The sequence below is a fragment of the Candidatus Microbacterium colombiense genome, assembly GCA_029203165.1.
GTDB classification, from domain to species: domain Bacteria; phylum Actinomycetota; class Actinomycetes; order Actinomycetales; family Microbacteriaceae; genus Microbacterium; species Microbacterium colombiense.
Genome location: CP119308.1, coordinates 986,570 through 1,010,262, shown reverse-complemented (window position 1 = coordinate 1,010,262; position 23,693 = coordinate 986,570). Strand labels below are relative to the sequence as shown.

At 68.2% G+C, this 23,693-nt stretch carries 28 protein-coding genes and 1 tRNA gene; 11 read left to right on the top strand and 18 right to left on the bottom strand.

The features are described from left to right. The first annotated feature begins 98 nt into the window (after positions 1–98). The 7 genes from P0Y60_04875 (at position 99) to P0Y60_04845 (ending at position 3,928) form a co-directional block, all read left to right on the top strand. A complete protein-coding gene (locus tag P0Y60_04875) occupies positions 99–302 on the top strand; it encodes a helix-turn-helix domain-containing protein (protein ID WEK62093.1) in 204 nt (67 codons plus the stop codon). 420 nt (positions 303–722) lie between these two features. After that, the gene (locus P0Y60_04870; GenBank protein ID WEK62092.1) at positions 723–1,271 is read left to right on the top strand and encodes a hypothetical protein; all 549 of its coding nucleotides are present in this window, start codon (positions 723–725) and stop codon (positions 1,269–1,271) included. Positions 1,272–1,595: 324 nt separating this feature from the next. Next, positions 1,596–1,913 (top strand): hypothetical protein, encoded by a 318-nt coding sequence (locus P0Y60_04865; protein WEK62091.1) that lies wholly within the window; start codon positions 1,596–1,598, stop codon positions 1,911–1,913. Beyond that, the gene (locus tag P0Y60_04860; GenBank protein ID WEK62090.1) at positions 1,910–2,536 is read left to right on the top strand and encodes a hypothetical protein; all 627 of its coding nucleotides are present in this window, start codon (positions 1,910–1,912) and stop codon (positions 2,534–2,536) included. The genes P0Y60_04865 and P0Y60_04860 overlap by 4 nt, the downstream gene beginning before the upstream one ends. 101 nt (positions 2,537–2,637) lie before the next feature. Beyond that, positions 2,638–2,886: a hypothetical protein gene (locus P0Y60_04855; GenBank protein WEK62089.1), complete on the top strand. Its 249-nt coding sequence runs from the start codon at positions 2,638–2,640 to the stop codon at positions 2,884–2,886. A 320-nt stretch (positions 2,887–3,206) separates the two neighbouring features. Beyond that, positions 3,207–3,662 (top strand): hypothetical protein, encoded by a 456-nt coding sequence (locus P0Y60_04850; protein WEK62088.1) that lies wholly within the window; start codon positions 3,207–3,209, stop codon positions 3,660–3,662. Between the two features lie 2 nt (positions 3,663–3,664). Further along, complete coding sequence (locus tag P0Y60_04845; GenBank protein ID WEK62087.1) at positions 3,665–3,928, top strand: WhiB family transcriptional regulator; 264 nt, start codon at positions 3,665–3,667, stop codon at positions 3,926–3,928. A 47-nt stretch (positions 3,929–3,975) separates the two neighbouring features. Here the strand turns inward: P0Y60_04845 and P0Y60_04840 are convergent, their stop codons facing one another. Next, positions 3,976–4,530: a hypothetical protein gene (locus P0Y60_04840; GenBank protein ID WEK62086.1), complete on the bottom strand. Its 555-nt coding sequence runs from the start codon at positions 4,528–4,530 to the stop codon at positions 3,976–3,978. Between the two features lie 108 nt (positions 4,531–4,638). On the opposite strand from P0Y60_04840, the gene P0Y60_04835 reads away from it, so the two are divergent. Continuing rightward, on the top strand, positions 4,639–5,214 hold the full coding sequence (locus P0Y60_04835; protein ID WEK62085.1) for a hypothetical protein: 576 nt from the start codon (positions 4,639–4,641) through the stop codon (positions 5,212–5,214). Here the strand turns inward: P0Y60_04835 and P0Y60_04830 are convergent. The 3 genes from P0Y60_04830 to P0Y60_04820 all read right to left on the bottom strand — a co-directional run bounded on the left by P0Y60_04830 (position 5,204) and on the right by P0Y60_04820 (position 6,465). Beyond that, complete coding sequence (locus tag P0Y60_04830) at positions 5,204–5,524, bottom strand: hypothetical protein (GenBank protein ID WEK62084.1); 321 nt, start codon at positions 5,522–5,524, stop codon at positions 5,204–5,206. The two genes, P0Y60_04835 and P0Y60_04830, sit on opposite strands and share 11 nt — an antisense overlap. 217 nt (positions 5,525–5,741) lie before the next feature. Further along, positions 5,742–5,817, bottom strand: a tRNA-Arg gene (locus tag P0Y60_04825). Between the two features lie 66 nt (positions 5,818–5,883). Continuing rightward, complete coding sequence (locus P0Y60_04820) at positions 5,884–6,465, bottom strand: asparagine synthase (protein WEK62083.1); 582 nt, start codon at positions 6,463–6,465, stop codon at positions 5,884–5,886. Between the two features lie 130 nt (positions 6,466–6,595). On the opposite strand from P0Y60_04820, the gene P0Y60_04815 reads away from it, so the two are divergent. Continuing rightward, positions 6,596–7,435 (top strand): SDR family NAD(P)-dependent oxidoreductase, encoded by an 840-nt coding sequence (locus P0Y60_04815; GenBank protein WEK62082.1) that lies wholly within the window; start codon positions 6,596–6,598, stop codon positions 7,433–7,435. Between the two features lie 30 nt (positions 7,436–7,465). Here the strand turns inward: P0Y60_04815 and P0Y60_04810 are convergent, their stop codons facing one another. The 13 genes from P0Y60_04810 to P0Y60_04750 form a co-directional block, all read right to left on the bottom strand. After that, positions 7,466–8,335, bottom strand: coding sequence for a hypothetical protein (locus P0Y60_04810; GenBank protein ID WEK62858.1), 870 nt, complete (start codon positions 8,333–8,335; stop codon positions 7,466–7,468). Next, a complete protein-coding gene (locus tag P0Y60_04805; protein WEK62081.1) occupies positions 8,335–8,580 on the bottom strand; it encodes a hypothetical protein in 246 nt (81 codons plus the stop codon). Before P0Y60_04805 ends, P0Y60_04810 begins: the two co-directional genes overlap by 1 nt. 77 nt (positions 8,581–8,657) lie before the next feature. After that, positions 8,658–10,892: a heavy metal translocating P-type ATPase gene (locus P0Y60_04800; GenBank protein ID WEK62857.1), complete on the bottom strand. Its 2,235-nt coding sequence runs from the start codon at positions 10,890–10,892 to the stop codon at positions 8,658–8,660. Positions 10,893–10,905: 13 nt separating this feature from the next. After that, entirely contained in the window at positions 10,906–11,115 is a 210-nt protein-coding gene (locus P0Y60_04795) for a heavy-metal-associated domain-containing protein (protein WEK62080.1), read from the bottom strand. 140 nt (positions 11,116–11,255) lie between these two features. Continuing rightward, positions 11,256–11,915, bottom strand: a complete 660-nt coding sequence (locus P0Y60_04790) for a GntR family transcriptional regulator (protein WEK62079.1) — start codon at positions 11,913–11,915, stop codon at positions 11,256–11,258. 57 nt (positions 11,916–11,972) lie between these two features. Continuing rightward, entirely contained in the window at positions 11,973–12,611 is a 639-nt protein-coding gene (locus P0Y60_04785; protein WEK62078.1) for an NAD(P)-binding domain-containing protein, read from the bottom strand. A 67-nt stretch (positions 12,612–12,678) separates the two neighbouring features. Beyond that, the gene (locus P0Y60_04780; GenBank protein WEK62077.1) at positions 12,679–13,125 is read right to left on the bottom strand and encodes an SUF system NifU family Fe-S cluster assembly protein; all 447 of its coding nucleotides are present in this window, start codon (positions 13,123–13,125) and stop codon (positions 12,679–12,681) included. Beyond that, on the bottom strand, positions 13,122–14,429 hold the full coding sequence (locus tag P0Y60_04775) for a SufS family cysteine desulfurase (GenBank protein ID WEK62076.1): 1,308 nt from the start codon (positions 14,427–14,429) through the stop codon (positions 13,122–13,124). Before P0Y60_04775 ends, P0Y60_04780 begins: the two co-directional genes overlap by 4 nt. 82 nt (positions 14,430–14,511) lie before the next feature. Continuing rightward, the gene (treZ, locus tag P0Y60_04770) at positions 14,512–16,278 is read right to left on the bottom strand and encodes a malto-oligosyltrehalose trehalohydrolase (GenBank protein ID WEK62075.1); all 1,767 of its coding nucleotides are present in this window, start codon (positions 16,276–16,278) and stop codon (positions 14,512–14,514) included. Beyond that, positions 16,275–18,623, bottom strand: coding sequence for a malto-oligosyltrehalose synthase (gene treY / locus P0Y60_04765; protein WEK62074.1), 2,349 nt, complete (start codon positions 18,621–18,623; stop codon positions 16,275–16,277). The genes treZ and treY overlap by 4 nt, the downstream gene beginning before the upstream one ends. Continuing rightward, entirely contained in the window at positions 18,620–20,827 is a 2,208-nt protein-coding gene (glgX, locus tag P0Y60_04760; protein ID WEK62073.1) for a glycogen debranching protein GlgX, read from the bottom strand. The genes treY and glgX overlap by 4 nt, the downstream gene beginning before the upstream one ends. Beyond that, a complete protein-coding gene (locus P0Y60_04755) occupies positions 20,824–21,156 on the bottom strand; it encodes a hypothetical protein (protein WEK62072.1) in 333 nt (110 codons plus the stop codon). The genes glgX and P0Y60_04755 overlap by 4 nt, the downstream gene beginning before the upstream one ends. A gap of 296 nt (positions 21,157–21,452) precedes the next feature. Beyond that, entirely contained in the window at positions 21,453–21,833 is a 381-nt protein-coding gene (locus P0Y60_04750; GenBank protein ID WEK62071.1) for a helix-turn-helix domain-containing protein, read from the bottom strand. Between the two features lie 88 nt (positions 21,834–21,921). Between P0Y60_04750 and P0Y60_04745 the strand changes: the two genes are divergently transcribed. Further along, entirely contained in the window at positions 21,922–22,314 is a 393-nt protein-coding gene (locus P0Y60_04745) for a nuclear transport factor 2 family protein (protein ID WEK62070.1), read from the top strand. 79 nt (positions 22,315–22,393) lie between these two features. Continuing rightward, complete coding sequence (locus tag P0Y60_04740) at positions 22,394–23,041, top strand: LysE family translocator (GenBank protein ID WEK62069.1); 648 nt, start codon at positions 22,394–22,396, stop codon at positions 23,039–23,041. 15 nt (positions 23,042–23,056) lie between these two features. Here P0Y60_04740 and P0Y60_04735 read toward each other — a convergent pair whose 3' ends face one another. After that, positions 23,057–23,677, bottom strand: coding sequence for a GyrI-like domain-containing protein (locus tag P0Y60_04735; GenBank protein ID WEK62068.1), 621 nt, complete (start codon positions 23,675–23,677; stop codon positions 23,057–23,059). Positions 23,678–23,693 lie beyond the last annotated feature (16 nt).

Below are 23,693 nucleotides of genomic sequence, written 5' to 3'. Positions count from 1 at the left end.
GCAAGGCGAGCCGTTACTCCGGTAGGGCCGACGAATCCCCGAGCCGGATCTCGATCTGAGATCCGAGCCGTACGAGTTCTCGTACAAGGGATTCCATCATGGCCACCAACGCCGCCCCCGTCGCCGCTACCTGGATCAGCGTCCGGCAGGCCGCAGACCTCATGTCGTGCTCGACCAAGACCGTGCGCCGACTCATCGCACGAGGCGCACTCCCGGCACGCCGGATCGGTACTCGCATGATCCGCATTGACTCCGCCGACCTCGACGCACTGGGCCGCAACCTGACGGTTGCCCGCGCCTGAGATGACGAACGGCCCCTACTGGCAGGCGGGGGCCGTCACGTCGCACTAGCGATCATGACTACTCTAGCGACCCCAGGGTTTAGAGACGAACGCGCAGTTAGCGCGTATCCGCGGCGAGCGCGGAGGGTGTCCATCACCCCCGAGCAGCGAGCCCGACACGACCGTGCCGACGCCGCAGCGGCAGGCCTCGACTGTTCACATATCAAAGACCCGCTAACTATAGGCGGCACCCCAGATCATTACCGCGTATCCGCACTAACCGAGACGCAGAGGATCTACTCCCTTCGTTCCAAGATCCGGCGCTGTGGCCAGGCAGGGCATCGGTGCGGTTCGGCGCTCTGCGCCCGATGCAGTGCAGCCCGATCCGGCCAGCTCCGCCGAGAGCTGACGACCTCCCTGCGCTACCAGAAGGGCACAGCGGTGCTGTGGACGGCCACCATCGCCACGAGGCCCGGTACGGGCGCACGGCAGGCGTGGAGCGACCTCCTGAGCGTCCTCCAGGCGATCTCACGGGGCGGTTGGCTTCAGCGGCAGGGCGTAGCCGGTTCCGCTCGTGCCATCGAGCCCGAGATCTCCGAACAGGGCGTTCACGTCCACGCGCACACCCTTCTCATTTTTCGATCTGAGATCGACGCCGAGACTTTCCGTCAGTTCGCTCTAACTGTGCGTTCGCGCTACCTCTCCGAGGCTGACCGGCTGGGTATCGCGGCGAGCGCGGCGGGCCAGGACATCACCCTCGTGGACTCCCTCCCCCGCGTCGTGAGCTACATCACAAAGTCAGGTGTACGCGCTAACGGCACCGATGCTCCGTCCCGGCTGTGGGCGGACGTCGTGGCCGGGGATGCCGACGCGCTCGCCGCTGTCCACGATCTGGAGGGAGCCGCCTACAGACGCAGAGCGTGGACGACGACCGGCGTGTGTCGCCCACTTCTCGATTTCGATGACCTTCTCCGTGCAGGTGTGGTGTGAGCACTCCGAGCACGGCGCAGCGCCTTGTCTGGGAGTTTGCTGAAGCGGTCGATTACTCATTACATGACAACAGCAGCGATCACCACCGCACCAGCCCGACGTGGGCGACCGTGTGCGGTGTGCGCTCTCCCGTCTGAGGCCCGTACTCGCATCGAGTCGGCCCTCGCGCAGGGGGTCTCTCTTTCGCGCGTTTCGCGCAGCGCCGATGCCCCCGGTCGCGACTCTCTCCGACGTCACATTCAGAGCGGCCACCTCGCGCCCGACGTGCAGGCGGAGGTCGAGCGGCTGCACGGTCTCGACTCCACGACTCTCGCCGCGCGTGTCGTGGATGCAGCCCGACGAGCCCGCGAGATCTCCCTCGAAGCACTGGAGGACGGCGACCGTGCCAGCGCACTCCGAGCCATTGATACGGAGATGCGCACAGTCGGGATGCTCGCCACGATGGGGGCCGTCAGCGAGGTGGACGTCGAACTCGCGGAGATGTTCAAGGCCACGACGCAGGCGGTCTACAGATCGGCGCATCGCGGCGAGCGCGAGGCCGTCGAGACCGTCGCGGCGGAGCTGTACGAGGCCGACCGCGGGGAGATCGCAGAGGACCTCCTCGACCAGATCCCCAACTTCAGAAATGAGATCTCAGCATGAGCACCACGAACACCGAGACCGAGCCCGCAGGCGTCGTCCGTCTCCGTGAAGCACGAGAGCGTGCCGCAGCTCGTGACGTCGTCGATGATGGCGACGCTCCCCGTCTCCCCGAGGTGGGGTCCTGGATGCACTCCTTGGACGAGGGCGGGATCTCGATCATGCGCAGCTCCTCGATCTTCGGGGCCGCGTCCGTCATCCTCCTCCGCGGCGACGAAATCCAGATCGACCAGGAGATGCTGGAAGCCAAGCGCGACCGGTTCGGTAATCCCGGATGGTCCGGCGTGCTGCACGACGAGCAGGCGCAGGTCGAGCGCTGGGGAGCCGTCCGTCTCCGACCTGGACGCGCACCGCAGGACCTGGAGCCGTGGACCCCTGGCAGCGCTCTGTGGGCGGAACAGCGCGAGAAGGCACGCCGGGAGGCTCACGGCCTGCCGACCGCGGAGGCGCGCTCTGAGGCCCTCGCAGAGGTGCATCGTCGGTTTGGTGCAGCACCGACGACGAGCGTCGTGCTCAACTCCGCGAGGACGCCGTCCGAGCGTGCCGCAGCAGAGCAGTCGCAGCGCATCCGCACCGCAGCATCCAAGGGTGAGCCGAACCTCCCTCCGAGCCGAGCAGGTGCATGATGACCGGCACAAATCGGAATCTCAGCGATGCGCTCCGCTTTCGCGAGGCCGTCGCGCTATTCCTGAATCTGAGCGGCCATGATGAGGCGGCACCTCGACCGATGCGGCGCACGATCTCCGAATCCATCGGGACCAGCGCCTCTGACGTCACGGGCGTGGATGGCTGGCACATCGCGACCAGCTCGCGCATCACGCATCGTCTCTCCTCCGACCTGAGCGACGCCATCGACCAGGCCGACGAGGGCGAGCACGTCGTCCTCGTGCAGCACCTCCGTGCTCGACCGTTGGCCGACAGCTTGGTCGTGATGTCGCTCTCGCAGTTCGCGGAGATCACCTCACCGGCCACCTAGACCCCACGCCGGGCGGGGTTGCCACACAACTCATCGAGCCGGGCGGGGTTGCCACACAACTCATCGAGCCGCCCGGCGTGGTCACAACTCAACAAACCCCGTGCGTCCTGTGGTGAGTGCGCGCACGGTCGCTGGGGCCGTCAATTCGGACTCGCGGTCCCAGCATCGCCCCGGCTCCACGTCCAGCGCCTCGTGGAGCCGGGGCACACTACGACTCCGGTCCTCGCGCAACCCCACCCCCTTCTATTACTTGGGCGGCTCGCGGAAGGTCGAAACCCGCGCGGGGGCCGGACCCCATCCTGACGACGACGGAGGCAGACATGAAGACGAAGCACGCCGCGACCAAGATCCATCCCTTCCGCAGCAGCGGCACGAACTCGCCGGGGTACAGCGTGCCCAAGCAGGCGGTGCCGCAGCAGCCCACCACGACGCCGCAGCGGCCCTCACAGGCCCGCACCCTGGCCGAGGCCGCAGACGGCATGCTCGCCGCCGCAGGACGCCTGCACTACCGCATCCCGAGCTTCCCCGACACACGGGGCAGTTGGCTCCGTGTGGGTGCCCACCAGTGCCGGGTGCCGGGGAACAGCGTCGTCACGATCAAGAGGGCGAGCGACGGAACGCCGTTCGGCCTGGTCGCGGGCACGGTCGCACTCGATGGCCAGTTCTGGATCTTGGTTGACCGCCCCGAGGGTGTGCGCGAGGTCGTGGGCCTGCCCGAGTCGTACCTCGGCGACCTCCGCCGTTCCGCGTTCGGGCTCTCCGCGACGGACGAGTGACGATGAGCACCACCACCACGGCGGGCTACAGCTCCACCGTCGCGTGGGCGGCGCTGCAATCCGAGATGGCGACGCACGAGCCCGCATGCGCGGGCGACGACCGGTTCACAGACGACAAGCGCTCGACGGCCATCACGGAGGATCTTGCAGCTATCTGCGCCGCCTGTCCGGTCCTGGATGCCTGCCGCCGCTACGCGACGACGGCGCGTCCGCACAAGCTCGCGGGGTACTGGGGGATGAAGTGGCGCGGGAAGGTGGCCGAGTAGTACGTCATCGACGCGGAAGGCCTGACGGTCGAGTCAGAACTGTTCGGCTAAACACCGTCGTCGCCCTCCACGCGGACGCCTTCTGTGTCTCCGTCACGATGCCGCTCCTCCGCGATGAGGGCCTCCATCTTTGGGTAACCACTGAGTTTCGTTATGCGGAGAGCTCCGGATCTATCCCGGACAAGCAGCAGCATCAAGAACAGCGCAACGGCGGCGAACAAGAACACGGGCGCGGCGGTCGCGGCGAACACCCATGGCGATGCTTCGAGAAGCTCACGCGAGAATGCCCAACCCGAGACGCCCTCGACAACGAGGATCAGCACGGCTACCGCGAATAGAGGGAACGCGAACCACGCCAGAATCGCGCCCTCATTTCGGAACCTCTCGCGATAGATCCTCAGCCTCTCCGCCTGAGCATCGGCACGCCGCCCCCATAGCTCGCGTTCCTGACCGTCCGGGAGCGCGGAATAGATCTCGGTCTCGGCTTTCAACCGTCGCTCCCACCGCACAGCGGGAGTGACCAGCCGCAGCAGAGCGAGGACGGCCACCGTCACAACCGACACAGCAACAGCTTGCAGACCGTTCATCCAGAGATCGTTCATGTCGAAGAACCTATCCCGGACCACGTACGCCCCCGTCTATGTTGCGAACCCGACATCGCCGCGGATGCCCTGTCGGCTCTGCGACAGCCGTACCGCTAGATTCGCCTCATGGATTGCAAGCCCGCCGATGACATATGCCACCAGCTCGAAGAAGTTGCCCGTGCCTTAAATGACCCGTGGGACGGCTTCGGTGGAGTTTTGCTCGCCAGCATCATCGGTGCTCTAGTGGGTGCAGGAGCGGCATTCTTCTTCGCGTGGATGTTGCGGAAGCAACAGAAGAAAGATGAGAAAATCACTCGCGATGCCATCGCGGAGACAGAACGTCTTCATCGTCTCGACGACAGTTTGAGGTTAACTGTTGGGGCGCTCAATGACCTTGCTCGAGCCTGGGTCGTGAGTAGCCTGTACGCCACCGCCGAAAATCTTGCGGAGCTTGCCCGTACACAGTGGACGGCGACCGCCCACCTCCGCACCACACGTTTGTCGATGTCGCCCGCAGACTACCCGGTGCTTCATGCAGCGTTCGAATACCTACGAAATCTCTCTCCGACTTCGGGACAGGAGGCCATGAACGCGGACCGCCTGGCAAGAATTCTCATGCTGTGGCGCTCCGGGGAGAAGGACACAGAGTGGATCCTGGCGGCGTTGAACCGGCGCTACAACTCGACCGCTGTTAACGAGTAGGGAGATGGTTGTCGGAGGCGACACGCTCCGCTTTCCGCCTCTGCCATCGGAGCCGGTTTGTCTCACGCTTGCGTGCACGGCGCTCGTCTCCGACGTCGTCCTGCGGCAAGCGCGGCACTGGAGGCAGAGGCTCGCCGCGGGCGACAGCTCCGGCAGCCTTGGCCAGTTCGATGACCAACTCCGGGTCGGCACGGAGGGCGGCATCTCCGGCAGCCCACAGCGCCCGCATCCGTTCATCCCGCCGAGCGACGAACTCGCGGTGCGCGTCCTCGTGAGAGAGCAGGGCGTCGAGGTCCATCACGGCTGGCATGGATTCAGGCTAGGCCACCTCGACCGCTGGAATGCCCACCTCGATGCACGGGCATTCCGTGAGCCAGAACGGCACGATCTCCGTGACCGTCACCATGCTCTCGATACGGCGACTTCTCGACCGCCGAATGCCCGTGAAATGCCCAGCCTGCCTGGAATGTCCCACCGAAACGAAGAAGACCCGGCGAGGATTTCCATCCTGACCGGGTCTTTCTCTGTGGTGCGCCCGAAGGGACTCGAACCCCTAACCTTCTGATCCGTAGTCAGATGCTCTATCCATTGAGCTACGGGCGCTCCTGGACCGCTCAGCGGGCCGTAGAACAGCCTACAACAGTCCCGACGCGAAAGCGAAACGGGGCCTCACTCGGCCTCGGCGGCCGCCTTCTGCTTCTTCTTGCGCTTCGCCTTGGCGCGCTGCTGCGACGACAGCGCCTGCAGGTCGACGAGCCGCAGAGCCTGCATCCGCGCCTCGCGCATGCGGTCGTAATCGGGGTCCTGATCGGGGCGCATGCCCTCCACGCGCAGACGACGATCGAGGTTGTGACGCACGTCGGCCCAGGCTGCCTCGCGAGCCTCTTCGACGATCACGCGCAGCTGCTCACGGTCCTGCATCACCTCGCGCAGTTTCGCCGCAACGCCATTGGACTGCTTGGCCCGTCGGCGGAGGTTGCGCACATCGCGGTCGCGGTAGTCGTGGGTGCCCGCCGGGTCGGAGTGTCGACCACGCGCACGCTTGCGCAGAGCGGTGACGTTCGCCGCGGCCTGCTCCGACTCCTCGGCCATCGCGCGCAGCGCCTCGCGCGCGTCGTCGATGTACTTGTCGGTGTCGAACACGCCGTCCTCGGCGATCGTGCCGATGAGGATGTGATTCTTCACGGCGAGGCGCGCCGCAGCGGTCGCGATCGCTACGCCTTCAGCGATGGCATCCGCTGTCCGTCCCACCGGTACCTCCTCTCCACGAGCGTACCGGTATCGCTCGCGCACAGCGTCGGTAAGAATGGTCGGATCGGGCTCCGCGCCCGACCCCGCACAGGCAGAGGGCGTGCATCGACGCGCGCCAGGAGGAGACCGCATGACGCGCATCGATCTCACCGGGAGCACCACGGTCATCACCGGTGCCGCGAGCGGGATGGGCGCCGAGATCGCCCGCCTGCTGGCTGCCGACGGCGTGCATCTGGCGCTGCTCGATCACAACGCCGCCGCCCTGGCTTCGGTGGCGACCGAACTAGCAGGCACGACCGTCACGACCCACGTGGTCGACCTCCGCGATGACGATGCCGTGTTCGCCGTCGCCGACGATATCGCCGCCGCGCACTCGCGCATCAACGCGTTGATCACCTGCGCCGGCTCATCGATGCTCGGCGACCTCGACCAGCTGACGATGGAGGAGATGCGCTGGCTCACCGACGTGAACCTGTGGGGCACCGTCTCGATCACCAAGGCGCTGCTGCCCGCGCTTCGACGTGCCCCCGCGGCCCACATCACCCATCTCGCCAGCGTCTACGCACTTGCGGCCCCCGCCGGGCGCATCCCCTACGCCATGAGCAAGTTCGCCGTGCGCGCGTTCTCCGAGGCGTTGCGCCACGAACTCGAGGGATCGTCCGTGAGCGTCGGCGCCGTCTACCCGGCCGGCGTGCGCACCGGCATCATCCTGCACGGTCGCTACGCCGCCGCGATCGACCCCGACGTGGCGGCACGAGCCGCAGCCGCGCAGGCGGCGATGTATCACACGGAGCCATCGGATGCCGCGGCGAAGATCATCCGCGCGACGCAGCGCCGCAGCGCCCGGACCATGGTCGGTCGTGAAGCGCGGCTCATCGACGTATTGGTGCGCCTGGCCCCGTCGGCCTACTGGCGGGCGATGCGCGGTCCGCTGCGGGACGCCATCGACACGACCACCCCGATCGCCTGAGCGCCGCCAGCGCGCCCGAGCGAGTGGAGCTCAGCGCACCGCTCCGACCCAGATGCCGGAGGCCCACGCCTGCTGGTCCCCGTTGCATCCCTGTCCGCCGGGATAGCCGCGCACGACGGCCATACAGTTGGCCAGGAACTCGGGGTCACCGCCGAACATCGACTGATACGAGCCCGAGGAGTTCAGTGCACCCCAGACGCGGAACTGATAGATATGGGCGAGCTCGTGCGCCATCGCCCAGTTCAGCCGTCCTTCGCTCCAGTTCGCGATGTCGGCGCGGTACTTGATGTAGCCGCCGCTGTTGGCGCACGCCGGCGCGTTGCCGCCCGCGCAGGATGCTGACTCGTACAGCCCCACACCCCCACCGCCGACGCGATCCAACGCGGCGCGCACGCGTGCGTATCCCCCGGGGCCGCTGGTCGTGTACGCCGGGCCGCCCGGTCCCGCGCTCTGCGCGAGCTGCACGGCCTGCCAGGCCGATACCTCCTCGCCCACCTTCGCGGTGAGGGCGTGGATCGTCGCGGTCGCCCGTGTGACGACCTCGGGGTCAGCCTGCTCGTCGAGCACCGTCTGCTGCGCGGAGAGAGCGGCGGCGCGGTGCGCCGACGTGTCGACCTTGCCCTTCGCGCCCTTCAACGCCGTGGTCAGCGCCGCGACCTCCGTGAGGAACGCCGGACGCATCTCGAGTACCGCTCCACGATCGGCTGTGTCGTCCTCCGCGCGCTCGACGGCGCCCGCGAGGTAGTCCGTCCGCTGCAGGGCCGTGTGCGTCGTGTCGGCCAGCGCCGACAGCTCGGCCACCGCCTCGGCACGATCGGCCTCCAGGCCGTTGACCCGCGACACGATGCCGGCAGTGAGCAGCACCGCCGCGGCGATCATGACGGCGACGACGCGGCGCATCACTTCAGGAATCCCGCGGAGTCGGTGATCTCGGCATCCTGCTCCGCGATGGCGGTGCGCAGTGCGGTGAGCTTCTCGGCCAGCTCGAGATTCTCGGCTCGCGTATCGCGCAGCAGTGTCTCGGTCTTCTCGATCTGCGCTTTGACCGCCTCGACACCGGCGACGCGTTCCTGATCTGCGACCGCGACGAGCACCGCCCCGCCCACCAGCAGCAGGCCTCCGACGACGACAGCAAGACCCCGCATCTCGCTCCCCAAGACAACACGCAACTCCGGAACGATTCCGATCTGCCCAATATATAACCGGAGCGGCGCGATGTGTCCTACGTTCTGTCGCGGGGAACCGCCGAGCGGAACCGTCGCAGCCGCAGGCTGTTGAGCACGACGAAGATGCTCGAGAAGGCCATCGCCGCACCGGCGAGCATCGGGTTCAACAGACCCAGCGCCGCGAGAGGCAGCGCGGCGACGTTGTAGGCGAGGGCCCAGAAGAGGTTTCCGCGAATCGTGCCGAGGGTGCGCCGGGCGAGCCGGATGGCGTCGACCGTGCCCCACAGATCACCGCGCACCAGGGTGAGGTCGGAGGCCTCGATCGCGGCATCCGTTCCCGTACCCATCGCGATGCCGAGGTCGGACTGCGCGAGCGCCGCCGCGTCGTTGACCCCGTCGCCGACCATGGCGACGACGCGCCCCGCGCCCTGCAGTGCGGTGATCTCGGCGACCTTCCCCTCGGGGAGCACCTCGGCCCGCACCTCGTCGATGCCGACCTGCGACGCCACCTGCGCGGCGGCCTTCGCGTTGTCGCCCGTGAGCAGGATCGGACGCAACCCCAGCTCTCGGAGCGCAGAGACGGCCTCGGCGCTGTTCGATTTGATCTGGTCGGCGACGACCAGCACGCCGCGCACCTGTCCGTCCCACGCCACGGCCACCGCGGTGCGCGCTTCGTCCTCTGCGCGGTCGAAGGCGGCGCGCAGATCGGAGGGCAGGTGCAGTGCCCACTCGGTGAGGAGCGAGGGTCGACCGGCGACGACGGCATGCCCGGCGACGACGCCCGAGACGCCCCGCCCTGCGAGGTTCTGGAAGTCGGCGACCTCGGGCACATCCCCGAAGCGTTCGACCGCGCCGCGCACGATGGCCTGGGCGATCGGATGCTCCGAGGCGTCCTCGACGGCTGCCGTGAGGCGCAGCACCTCGTCGGCCTGCTCACCCTCGGCGGCGATCATGTCGACCAGCGTCATACGCCCGGTGGTCACGGTGCCGGTCTTGTCGAGCAGGACGGTGTCGACGCGCCGCGTCGACTCGAGCACTTCCGGCCCCTTGATGAGGATACCGAGTTGGGCACCCCGCCCTGTCCCGACCAGCAGCGCCATCGGGGTCGCGAGGCCGAGAGCGCACGGGCAGGCGATGATCAGCACGGCGACCGCCGCAGTGAAGGCAGCCGCTGCCCCACCTCCTGCGAGCAGCCAGGCGACCAGGGTCGCGGCGGCGATCGCGAACACGATCGGCACGAACACGGTCGACAGACGGTCGGCGAGACGCTGCGCATCGGCCTTGCCCGACTGGGCGTCTTCGACGAGCTGTGCCATACGTGCGAGCTGCGTGTCGGAGCCGATCCGCGTGGCCGTGACGATCAGACGCCCGCCGACGTTCACGGTCGCGCCGGTCACGCCGTCGCCCGGTCCGACCTCGGTCGGGACGGACTCCCCGGTGAGCATGGACGCGTCGACGGCGGACGAGCCCTCACGCACGATGCCGTCAGTGGCGATCTTCTCCCCCGGCCGCACGACGAAGTCGTCGCCGACGGCGAGCCGATCCAGCGGCATCCGCTTCTCGACCCCGTCACGCAGCAGCGCGACATCCTTTGCGCCGAGTTCGCCCAGCGCACGCAGCGCTGCGCCGGCCCGTCGCTTCGAGCGCTGCTCGAGGAACCGCCCGAGCAGCAGGAACAGTGTCACTCCGGCGGCGACCTCGAGATAGATGCTGTCGAGGCCGTCTCCGCGCTCGATCGTGAAACGGAACTCGTGGGTCATGCCCCACATGCCGGCCATGCCGAAGAACAGCGCGTACAGCGACCACAGATACGCGGCCGAGACGCCGACCGAGATCAGTGTGTCCATGGTGACGGCCCGATGCCGCGCATTGGTCCATGCCGCACGATGGAACGGCCAGGCCGCCCAGGTGACGACGGGCGTCGCCAGCACGAGCGAGGCCCACTGCCAGCCCGGGAACTGGAGCGGGGTGACCATGGCGAGCACGATCACCGGGATCGCCAGGACCGCCGCGACGATCAGGCGCAGACGCAGGAGGAGATACGCCGGATCGACCGCATCGACCTCGCGTTCGCGGGGAAGGGCGGCGGTGTATCCCGTGCGGACGACCTCCGAGATGAGCTCATCGACGGCCACCCCGGGTGCGACCTGCACGTGCGCCTTCTCGGTCGCGTAGTTCACCGAGGCCGACACCCCGTCGAGCCGATTGAGGCGCTTCTCGATGCGGGAGGCGCACGACGCACAGGTCATGCCGCCGATCTCGAGATCGTACGCGACACCTGCGTCTGGCATGGTCACCGCGCGCTCAGGCGCGGACGGCGCTGTAGCCCGCCTCGTCGACGGCGGCGAAGACCGCGGCGTCGTCGAGCGGGGAGTCGGAGGTCACGGCGAGGCTTCCGGATGCCGCGCTGACGTCGATCGCGGTCACACCGGCGAGCTTGGCCACCTCGCTGCGCACGGAGCCCTCACAATGGCCGCAGGTCATCCCGGTGACGGCGTAGGTGGCGGTGCTCATGGTGCTCTCCTGTCCGGCGGCGTCGCGCGTCGCCCTAAGTGTCCGATATGTGTCGAAGATACCCCTAGGGGGTATACATACACCGATAACGATACGCCGATCCGCCCCATTCCCCAAACAGGGAAACCGGTCGGATCGCGTCAGATCTGGTAGTCGACGCTCGCGAGACGACGCTCGGCGATCGCCTGGCCGGTGGCCAGATGGCGGGGGATCAGCGTGCGCAGGATGCCGGAATCACGAGCCTCCACCGCTTCGAGGATCACGCGGTGCTCCTCCGCCATCGCCGGCAGGTCGTCATGCTGGCCGAACAGCCAGCGCAGGCGCGTGATGAAGACGGCGATCAGTTCGCCGAGCATCTCGTTGGCGGCCAGGTCGGCCGCGATCTCGTGGAACTCGGCCGCAGCGATGCGAGCGCCCTCCGCGTCGTCCGCCTCAGCGGCATCCCTCTCCCGCTCATACGCCGCACGGAGCTTCCCGAGGCCGACGTCGTCGTGCCGCTCCGCAGCGAACACGAAGATCAGCGTCTCGATGGCCTCGCGCACCTCGGCGAAATCCTGGATGTCCCGGCGGGTGAACTCGCGCACGACCGCCCAGGTGCGCGGTCGCGCGATCACGATCCCCTCGCCCACGAGCGCGCGGATCGCCTCGCGCACCGGCAGCCGGGAGACGCTCAGCTCGGCAGCGATGTCTCGTTCCACGAGGCGGGATCCGGGCGCGCGCCGACCGAGGATGATGTCATCGCGCAGTATGCGCGTGACCCTGGCGGACTCGAGTTCGCCGGAAGCCCCCGCCGCCGTCATTCCCGAAGTGTCTCACTCCGCACCCTCGATCACCAAGTTTGGTATCCCATCCCCCGCTCAGGGCAGCCGGTTGGCGGCGGCGAGGTTCGCCTCGAGCTCCTGCGCGTTCTGACGCACGACGTAGGCGGGACGGTCACGCTCGACGCGCCATGACTCGCTGAGCGGTCCGATGTTCACGGTGTCGAAACCGAGCTGGTCGTAGAAGCCGGTCAGGAACGCCACGGCCTCGTCGTCACCGGCGGTGGCGAGCGCACGGCGGTTCTCGGTGCCGGCCGGGGTGCCGTCGGTGGTGATGTCTGCGGCGTAGATGTGGTTGAAGGCCTTCGCGATGCGCGAGGTCGGCAGGTGCTGCTGCACGAGCTCCGAAGTGGTCGTCTCACCCTTGTCGAGAGCCTCGATGTGACCGTCACGTTCGAAGTAGTAGTTGTTGGTGTCGAGCACGATCTTGCCCGCCAGCGGCTCGACGGGAACCTGGTCGAGGGCGCGCAGCGGCACCGTCACGACCACCACGTCTCCCGCGGCACCCGCCTCGGCCGCCGAGGCCGCCGTCGCCTGCGGGCCCAGCTCCTCGATGAGACCGGCAAGGGTCTCCGGGCCGCGCGAGTTGGAGATCACGACGTCGTAGCCGTGGGCCACGGCCGCGCGGGCGACCTGTGAGCCGATGTGTCCTGCACCGATGATTCCGAGAGTTGTCATGCGTGTGACCAACGCGGCGCGCGGACAGGTATTCCCCCGCCCGTCACCGGACGTCATTCTCCGGACATCACTCGCCGGACTTGCGCAGCGCGTCCTCCGCGGCGACCCAGGCGAGCATCGCACACTTGACCCGCGCCACATATCTCGAGACGCCGCCGAGTGCGGCCGCGTCTCCGAGCAGCTCCTCATCGGGCTCGATCTTGCCGCGGGAGCGCATCGCCTCGCGGAACGCATCGATGCGCACTTCCAGGTCGGCCACCGAGAGGCCCTCGGCGAGCTCTGCCAGCAGCGACGCAGAGGCCTGCGAGATCGCACACCCGTGCCCCTCCCAGGCGATCGCCTCGACCGTTCCATCGTCGGCACGGTGCACCTGGAGCGTCACCTCGTCGCCGCAGGTCGGGTTGACCTGATGCGACTGCGCCGCGATGGTCTCGCGCAGACCGAATCCGTGCGGGGTGCGTGAGTGATCCAGGATGAGCTCCTGGTAGAGGTTCTGCAGGTCACCGGATGTCATGCGCGCACTCCGAAGAAGTCGATGGCCGCGGCGACGCCGTCGATCACGGCCTCCACCTCGGCCTCGGTCGTGTAGAGATAAGTGCTCGCCCGCGTGGACGAGGTGATGCCGAGCCGTCGGTGCAGCGGCTGCGCGCAATGATGTCCGACGCGCACCGCGATGCCGCGGTCGTCGAGGAACTGTCCGACATCGTGTGAGTGGATGCCGCCGACGTCGAAGCTCGCGAGTCCCACGCGCGGCAGATCGATGCCGGCCCCGAGCACGTGCACGCCGTCGATCGCGCTGAGCCCGTCGACCAGACGCCGCCCGAAGGCCGCCTCGTGTGCGGCGATGCGCGGCATGCCGACCGCGGTGAGATAGTCGATCGCCGCGGCGAGCGCGACCGCCTGCGACACCCGTTGCGTTCCCGCTTCGAAGCGCTGCGGCGGCGGCAGGTATTCGGCGTGCGTGGTGGTGACGGTGGTGATCATCGACCCGCCGGTCAGGAACGGCGGCATGGCCTCCAGCAGTTCGCGGCGGCCGTAGAGCGCGCCGACTCCGGTGGGTCCGAGCATCTTGTGGCCGGAGAGCACCGCGAAGTCGACGTCGAGAGCGCGCACGTCGAGCGGCAGATGGGGGGCGGACTGGCAGGCGTCGAGCAGCACCAGAGCCCCGGCGGCGCGCGCGAGCGCGATGATCTGCTCGACCGGGTTGATCACCCCGAGCACGTTCGAGACATGCGTGACGGCGACGAGCTTCGTGCGGTCGCCGATGATCGCGGCGGCCTCGTCGAGCCGGAGGGCCCCCTGGTCGTCGAGCGGGATCACACGCAGCGTCGCGCCGGTCCGGGCGGCGAGCTCCTGCCATGGGATCAGGTTGGCGTGGTGCTCCATCTCGGTGGTGACGATCTCATCGCCCTCGCGCAGACGCAGGCGATCGGCGTCGGCCCCGCCGCGCCCGAGGGAGGCGTTGGAGAGGGAGTAGGCCACGAGGTTGATCGCCTCGGTGGCGTTCGAGGTCCAGACGATCTCATCGTCATCGGCCCCGATGAAGCGGGCGACAGTGGCCCGCGCATCCTCGAACTGTTCGGTCGCCTCGGCCGCGAGCGTGTGGGCGCCGCGATGCACGGCGGAGTTCACGGTCGTGGCGAACTGACGTTCGGCATCCAGCACCGCGAACGGACGCTGCGAGGTCGCCCCCGAATCGAGATAGGCCAGCGGATGCCCGTTCACCTGCGTCTGCAGGATCGGGAAGTCGTCGCGGATGCGGCGGACCTCGTCCTCGCTCAGCGGGGCGAGCACGTCGACAGAGGAGGGAACGCTCATCCTTCTAGCTTCTCACTTGGCGGCAGCGCACGGGCCACGTGGTCGCGGCCCGCACGCCATATGACGCTCTCCGCGCAGCGGATCAGACGGCCGCGGGACCGATCACCGCGGCGGAGTCCGGTGGCAGCCGAACCTGCCCCGCATCGCGTCGCGCAGGTTGCGTCGACACCAGCACGCGGTCGCCCTCCTCGATCGGGAAGACCACCTCGGTGGAAGACAGATTCACCAGCACCGCCGAGCGCCCCCGGTCGATCCGGTAGACCCGGGAATCCGGCTCGCCTCCGCCGGCCGCGACCGTGACGACGGTGCGTCGCATGTCAGGGTCGGTGAGATCGGATCGCTCTCGCCGGAGCGTCGAGAGGGTGCGATACAGCGCGAGCAGGCGCGCATTCTCGGGCCGCTCGAGCTCGGACCAGTCCAGATGCGAGCGCGAGAACGTCTCGGGATCCTGAGGATCGGGCACCTCGGCCGGATCCCATCCCATCTTGGCGAACTCCGCCACGCGCCCTTCTGCGGTGGCGCGCCCGAGCTCGGGCTCAGGGTGGGAGGTGAAGAACTGCCACGGCGTCGATGCACCCCACTCCTCCCCCATGAACAGCATGGGAGTGCCCGGGGCCGTGAGGGTGAGCACCGCGGCCACTGCGAGACGCTCGAACGACAGCGACGCAGACAGCCGGTCTCCCGCCGCGCGGTTGCCGATCTGGTCATGGTCCTGTGCGAAGGTGACGAGTCGCCAGGCGGGCACGGTCGCCGGGATCGGGCCGCCGTGCGCTCGCCCGCGGAACGATGAGTAGGTGCCGTCGTGGAAGAACCCGCGCTGCGACACCTTGACCAGCGCGTCAGGATCGGCGAAGTCGGCGTAGTACCCCTCCGTCTCGCCGGTCAGCGCCACGTGCACCGCGTGATGCCAGTCATCGGACCACTGTGCGGTCAGGCCGAACCCGCCCGCCTCCCTCGGCAGGATCAGCGTCGGGTCATTCAGGTCGGACTCGGCGATCAGACTCAACGGGCGGTTCAGCTGCGCCGACAGGGCGTCGACGCGCTGCGACAGCTCCCGGAGGATGTGGGTGGGCCCGTCGTCGTGCAGAGCGTGCACGGCATCCAATCGCAGACCGTCGACGTGGTGATCCCGCAACCACATCAGGGCGTTCTCGATGATGTACTCGCGCACGGCCGGCTCGTCGAGGTTCACCGAGTCGCCCCACGACGTGCCCACGCCATCGCGCAGGTACGGTCCGAACTCGGGCAGGTGGTTGCCGCTCGGACCGAGGTGGTTGTAGACCACGTCCTGGATCACCGCGAGACCGCGCGCATGGGCCGCGTCGACGAAGCGCTGGTACGCGGCGGGTCCGCCGTATGCCTCGTGCACGGCGTACCAGAGCACACCGTCGTAGCCCCAGTTCCACTCGCCGTTGAAGGCGTTGACCGGCAGCAGCTCGAGGTGCGTCACTCCGAGACCGACGAGATGGTCGAGTCTGCCGATGAGGGCGTCGAGCGTGCCCTCCCGGGTGTACGTGCCCACGTGCACCTCGGACATGAGGCCGCCGGCGAGCTGACGCCCTGTCCAGGACTGATCGGTCCACTCGAACGCCGACGGATCGAAGTAGGCGGAGGGCCCATGCACTCCCCGTGGTTGACGCAGTGAGCGAGGATCGGCCCGCAGCTCCTCGCCGTCGTCGATCAGGAAGCCGTACCTGTCGCCGCGGGTGAGCTCGAGATCGCTGCGCCACCACCCGTCACCCCGCTCCTGATGCGAGAGCGCGAGTTCGTGCTCCGCGACCACCGTCCCCTCCGGAGTGAGCCGGCGCACGCGCAGGCGACGGGCGTGGGGAGCCCAGACCTCGATCATCGTGCGTCCACCAGCAGCGCCACCGGGTAGTGGGCGAGCAGATCGGCGAGCCGCATCGGGCCGGGCTCGATACGACGCCCGGTGAAGGCATCGATCGCGGCGATGTCGCGGCGCATCAGCTGCGTCTCGCCCCATCCGCCGAGACTCGCGAGGCCGACGGGCAGCCTGGTCGCCACCGCGGTCACGCCGCCCCGGTCCACCGCGACCGCATGGGCGGCGGCTCCCCCCGCGATGACGGCGGGGCGATAGCGCGTGAACAGCTCGGGGTTGTCGCGGCGCAGCCGCAGCGTGCGCGAGGTGACGAGCAGCTTCGCCCGCCCGGAGTCGTCGATCGGCGGAAGGACACCGCGAGCGACGTCGGCGTCGAGTTCGCGGAGCAGTCGCGCGCGCTCGACGAAATCCACACGGCGACGGTTGTCCGGATCGACGAGCGAGTGGTCCCACAGCTCGGTGCCCTGATACACATCGGGAACACCGGGGCCTGCGAGCTGCAGCAGCTTCGCCGACAGCGAGGTCGAGCGGCCGAAGCCTTCGATCTCAGCCACGAAGCGCTCCAGCGTCTCGCGCGCGGCGGCATCCGAGGCATCGGCGATCGCCGCGAGTCCCTCCTCGAACGCGGCATCCGGATGCTGCCACCCGGTCGCTTCCGCGGCTTCCCTGGCGGCCTTCTGCGCGTAGGCGAGCACGCGCTCCGGTGCGATCGGCCAGGCGCCGACCACGCCCTGCCAGAGCAGCGCGTCGAGCGGACCGTGACCGGTGGACGCGATCGCCCGCAGCTCATCGAGCACCTCGGACCATCGTTCGGGCATCTCCGACAGCACGCTGAGGCGGGCGCGGACATCTTCCGATCGCTTCGTGTCGTGCGTGGAGAGCGTCGTCATCGCGTGCGGCCATGCAGACCGGCGTGCCCGCTGCGCATCATGGAACTCGTCGGTCGTGAGTGCGGCGATCGAGGGGTCACCGCCCACCTCGGTCAACGTGCCGAGACGCGTCCAGCGGTAGAACGCGGTGTCCTCCACGCCCTTCGCCATCACGGCGCCGGTGACCTGCGGGAAGCGGACCGCGATCTCCGTGCGCTCGTCGGCGAGCAGCGGCTCGAGTTCATCGAAGGCGGCCGCGAGGTCGGGGCGCCGGTCCCGCGCCGTGTCGAACGACACGTCCAGGTGCTCGCGTCCGGCCGGGAGGTACGACCGGTACACGGGGAAGCACGCGACCAGCTCGGACAACGCCTCTTCAGCGTCAGCGATGCCGTACGGAAGGCTGCCCACGAGGCGACGGATCTCGGACTGCAACAGCCCGTCGGTCATCATCCGCTTGGTCGTGTGGATGAGATCCGTCCACGTCTGGCCCTCGGCGAGCCCGGTCTCGGCGCGCAGGCGCTCGTCCACGCGGGACAGCGCGGCGACGCCCTGGGGATCGACGAGCACACGATCGATCTCGCCCAACGCGTCGTATCCGGTCGTGCCGTCGGTGCGCCACCACGGCGGCAGCTCCTCACCCGGCTCGAGGATCTTCTCGACCAGCGTGTAGGCGGAGCCGGTCGCATCCGCCAGGGCCTCCAGATACCCGCCGGGGTCGGCGAGACCGTCGGGATGATCGACACGGATGCCGTCGGCGAGGCCGTCGGTGATCCACCGCACGATCTCGCGATGCGATGAGGCGAACACGTCGGGCAGCTCCACGCGGATGCCGGCGAGCTCCGACACCGCGAAGAAGCGGCGGTAGTTCAGTTCGGCGTTCTGGTCCTCCCAGAACCGCACCTCGTAGTGCTGTGCGGCGAGCAGCGCCCGCAGATCCGAGGCGAGCTCGCCCGAGCCCGGGGCGAGCGGCAGCACATGTTCGAAGTACGACAGCGTGCCGTCGGGGGCGTCGTCGGACGCGGTCAGGTCGACCACGAAGTCGCCGTTGTCGATCGCGGCGTCGGCCACCGAGCCGAGGATCGGCAGCCGCAGCTTGCCGTTGCCGCGGCGCCAGTCGATGTCGAACGCCGGCGCGTGGCGTGACTCCCTGCCCAGGCGCAGCACGTCCCACCACCACGGGTTCGTGCGCGGCACGGCGACGCCGACGTGGTTGGGCACGATGTCGACGAGCACGCCGAGCCCGGCCTCATGCGCGGCATCGGCGAAGCGTCGCAGGCCAGCCTCACCACCACGGCTCGGGTCGACGCGGGAGTGATCCACCACGTCGTAGCCGTGATCCGAACCGGGCACCGCTTCGAGCAACGGAGACAGGTACGCCCACGAGACGCCGAGATCGACGAGGTAGGGCACGAGCCCCGCGGCATCGTCGAGGGTGAACTGCGTGCGGATCTGCAGTCGATACGTCGACAGAGGCCGACGCGTCATGCGCGGTGCTCCGCAGACGGCGCCGGAGCCGGGATCACGGCCTGCTCGCTCTGGATGCGCAACGACGCATCCACGGAGTCATCCGTCTCGACCTCGAGGCCATGGACCTCGCGCAACACCACCAGCGCCTTCGCCTCCAGCGTGAGGGCCACTCCGGCGGCGAGCGCCGGCTCATTGCCGCGCTCCCCCGCCGTGTCGACCATGACCTGCCAGCTCGACGCATAGCGGTCATCCGGCAGGGTGATCTCGACCTCGTCGCCGCTGTTGAAGTACACGAGGAAGTTCACATCGGTCACCGGGCGTCCGCGCAGGTCCTTCTCACGGATCCCCCCGCCGTGCAGGAACATCCCGACCGCGAGACCGAACCCCGAGTCCCAGTCCTCCGGTGCCATCGGCGCGGCATCCGGGCGCAACCACACCACATCGGGCACGCGCTCGCCGTCTTCGGCGCGCACCGGGCGCCCGTTGAAGAATCTGCTGCGGCGGAACGTCGGATGCGTCTTGCGCAGGCGCGCGACCGCCGCGGTGAACTCGATCAACGGCACATCGGCCGACGCCCAGTCGATCCACGTGATCTCGTTGTCCTGCGCGTAGCCGTTGTTGTTGCCGCCCTGGGTACGACCGAGCTCGTCTCCGTGCGCGATCATGGGCACGCCCTGCGACAGCAGCAGCGTGGCGAGGAAGTTGCGCTGCTGCCGGGCCCGACAGCGGTTGATCTGCTCGTCGTCGGTCGACCCCTCGACACCCATGTTGTCGGAGCGGTTGTGCGATTCGCCGTCGTTGTTGTCCTCGCCGTTCGCCTCGTTGTGCTTCTCGGCGTACGACACGAGGTCGCGCAACGTGAACCCGTCGTGGGCGGTCACGAAGTTGATCGAGGCGACGGGCCGGCGTCCGGAGTGCTCGTACAGGTCGGCGGATCCCGTCAGTCGCGACGCGAACTCTCCGAGGGCCTGCGGCTCTCCCCGCCAGAAGTCGCGCACGGTGTCGCGGTACTTGCCGTTCCACTCCGACCATTGCGGAGGGAAGTTCCCGACCTGATACCCGCCCGGCCCGATGTCCCACGGCTCGGCGATGAGCTTCACCTGCGAGACCACCGGATCCTGCTGCACGAGCTCGAAGAAGGTCGACAGTCGGTCCACGTCGTAGAACTCCCGGGCGAGCGTCGAGGCGAGGTCGAAGCGGAATCCGTCGACGTGCATCTCCGTCACCCAGTAGCGCAGCGAATCCATCAGCAGTTGCAGCGCATGCGGGCTGCCGGCATTGAGACTGTTGCCGGTGCCGGTGTAGTCGGTGTAATACCGCCGATCCTCTTCGAGACGGTAGTAGGCCTCGTTGTCGATACCCCGCATCGAGAGGGTCGGTCCGAGGTGGTTGCCCTCCGCCGTGTGGTTGTAGACGACGTCGAGGATGACCTCGATGCCCGCGGCGTGCAACGCCCGCACCATCGCCTTGAACTCCTGCACCTGCTGGCCGCGCTGACCGCTGGAGGAGTACTGCGCGTGCGGCGCGAAGAAGGCGAGCGTGTTGTAGCCCCAGTAGTTCGACAGCCCCTTGTCCTGCAGGGTCGAGTCGTTGACGAACTGGTGCACCGGCATGACCTCGAGGGCGGTCACGCCCAGATGGATCAGGTGCTCGATGATCGCCGGATGGGCGACCCCGGCATACGTGCCGCGCAACTCCTCGGGGATGTCGGGGTGGGTGACGGTGAGCCCCTTCACATGCGCCTCGTAGACGATGCTCTGCGCGTACGGCGTCTTCGGGAGGCGGTCACCGGCCCAGTCGAAGAACGGGTTGATCACCACGCCCTTCACCATCGCCTCGGCCGAGTCGTCGTCGTTGCGGGAATCCGGATCGCCGAAGTCATAGCCGAAGAGGGACTGCCCCCACGCGATCTCACCCGCGACCGCCTTGGCATACGGGTCGAGCACCAGCTTGTTCGGATTGAAGCGCGTTCCCTCGGCCGGCTCCGCGGGGCCGTGCACGCGATAGCCGTAGAGCTGCCCCGGCTGCACGGTGGGCAGGTAGCCGTGCCACACGAACGCGTCCACCTCCGTCAGCGCGACGCGCTCCTCGTGGCCCTCGTCGTCGAACAGGCACAGCTCGACCCGGTCGGCGGCTTCGCTGAACAGGGCGAAGTTCGTGCCCTGCCCGTCGAAGGTCGCGCCGAGGGGATACGGCGATCCTGGCCAGATCTCGCGGCTCACAGAGCGCTTTTCCGAGAGGCGCGCTCTGTGACCAGAGCCACGGCCTCGTCGAAACCGTGCGTCTGCGCGATCTCCTCAGAGTTGCGATACGGGTGACCGACGTAGCAGACGAACACCGGTGCCACCCATTCCACATAACCGATCGGGGAGTCGGTGAGCACGACGTAGCGGTCGAGATCGATGCGCTCCGTGCGCGGCTCGGAATCGGCGCCTTGCTGCGCGTGCGCCGTCGTGTTCGGACGCGCAGCGGCGGTCTCGGTCCCGATCATCGGCGGATCGACGGGACGCTCCGAGTCGAATTCAGGAGCGATGGGGGCTTTCGCAGACATGCGGACTCCTCTTTCGTTGTGACGCTCACGCTAGACGCGATCACAAGTATTGAGAACGCCGTTGCCAGAACGGTCATACAGCGGTTACCATCCCGAAACATGCGGGACGCTTCCCGCTCGCCACGGAGGAATTCCGCCTTCGACATCACAGATCGCATCGATGCCCGGCACCGATGTGAGACTCGCCTTGAGCCCCCAGGACCCAATCCCCAGAGCATCGCCATTCGAGCCAGAACCGGCCGCAGGCCACCGCGCAGAGTCGAACTGAGTAGAGCAGAGCTGACCCGGAGCGCCGATCAGCGGCCGTCGAGCATCTGCTCGTCGGCCGTTTCGTCGTAGCGGTCCTGGGCGTCGCGCACATCGTCGACGTGCGATTCCGCCCAGATCTGCAACGCCTGCAGGGGCTCGTGCAGCGTGCGCCCCAGCGGCGTGAGGCGGTAGCGCGCGTGCCCGTCGGAATCGACGCCGCGCTCCAGCATCCCGTCGCGCTCGAGCGCGCGCAGCGAGTCGATCAGGACCTTCTTGGTGATCCCTCCGACCCGGTGATGCAGCTCGCTGAAGCGGCGGGGTTCGTCGTGCAGGAGCACCACGATCATCGCCGTCCACTTGTTCGCGATGCGGGCCAGAGAAGCCCGCGACGGGCATTTGGCCGAGAACACCGTCCACTCGGTCGACATGCGCATCCTCATTCGGTGACGTTGAAGTAACCACGCCTCGATCGAGACGCTGGATGCTCAGAGTACCGAGTCATCCAGGAGGAACATCATGTCGGCAATCGACGTCGTCGGACAGTACGGAGCGGCGATGGCCGCGGGAGACATGGCAGCGCTCGCGGCCACGTTCAGCGCGGACGCCGTGTGGCACCAGCCCGGGTCGAACCCCGTGTCGGGCGACCACGTCGGCCCCGACGCGATCCTCGCGCACCTCGGCCGTTTCATGGAGCTCAGCGGCGGAACGTTCGTCCTCGAGACCGAGTCCGCCACCGAGAGCGGATCGCTCGTGTCGGCCACCGTGCGCTTCCGCGCGCAGCGCCCCGGTCGGGTCGACCTCGATCAGCACGGCGTCGATGTGTTCCGGGTCGCCGACGACCGCATCGCCGAGGTCTGGCTCATCAGCGAGGATCAGGCCGCCGAGGACCGCTTCTGGGGCGACGCCTGAGTCGCCCGGTCGTGGGCGGTCGACGGCCGCCCACGACCGCCCCTCACGCTCTCGCCCCGTCTGCCCCTAGGCTCGCTTCATGATCGCCACCCCCACGCTGCTCGCATTCACCGCTGCGGCGTTCATCATGGTCGTGATCCCCGGCCCGACCGTGCTGTTCACGATCGGCCGCTCGATCGCACTCGGCCGTCTCGGCGGCTTCCTCAGCATCCTCGGCACGGCGATCGGATCGATCGTGCTCGTGCTGGCCGTCGCTCTCGGCGTGGGCACGGTGATCGCGCAGTCGATCGTGCTCTTCACGATCGTCAAGGTGCTGGGCGCCGGGTACCTCGTCTTCCTCGGCATCCAGGCGATCAGACACCGCAAGGATGCCGCGGCCGCGGTCACCGGCGCGGTGCGACGCCGATCGGGCTGGCGGCTGCTGTTCGAAGGCTTCGTGGTCGGACTCACGAACCCGAAGTCGATCGCCTTCTTCCTGGCGATCCTGCCGCAGTTCGTCGATCTGCACGCCGGTTCCGTTCCACTGCAGCTGTTCGTGCTCGGTACGATCGTCGTCGCGATCGGTGTCACCTGCGATGCCGTGTGGGTGCTCCTCGCCAGCGCGGCCCGTGAATGGTTCGCACGTTCCCCGCGGCGGATCTCGACCATGGCGGCCACCGGCGGCGGAATGATGATCGGCCTCGGAGCCTTCCTGCTGCTGTGGAGCGAGAAGCCCGCGACGACCTGATCGTCCGCCCCGGTCTCAGCCCAGACGCGCCACGGGCTGCCGGAGGATCGTGCGCAGCCTCGCCGGCTCGACGCGGCGCACGTCGCTCAGATAGATCTCGTGGTGACGGCCGGTGAGCGCCAGGCCGTTCTCCGGCACGAAGCGCTCATGCAGATCGGCGAGCACCGGGGTCTCGTCGTCGTAGGAGCCGACGTGCAGCGTCTGCACGCACAGCCCCTCCTCGAGCGTCTCCAGCCGCACGGAGGACAGGATCGGTGATGCATCCTTCTTCGTCGCTGCCTTCCCCACCGCGGCGTCGAACATCTCCGCGGTGATGTGATCGGGCACCATGATCATCAGCATCCACAGCCACGACGACTTGTCCCGTCGCGAGGTGAACGACGCCATGTCGGGCGCATGCCACTGCCCCTCCAAGGGCATCACGACCGTGTCGATGCCGAGGTCCTTCTTCGCGGCGAACTTCAGCCCGTAGGCGACGGGAAAGAGCGCGGACACAGCCCGCGCGTATGCGGGCGCGGAGTTCGGATCACCCGCGCCGTCGATCATCAGGTACTGCATCGCGGGCACGTCGACGATGCGGAACACACCCCGTTTCGCCTGATATGCGTCGAGCGTCTTCTTCAGGTCGATCGCCATGTCACCGCCTCCCGGT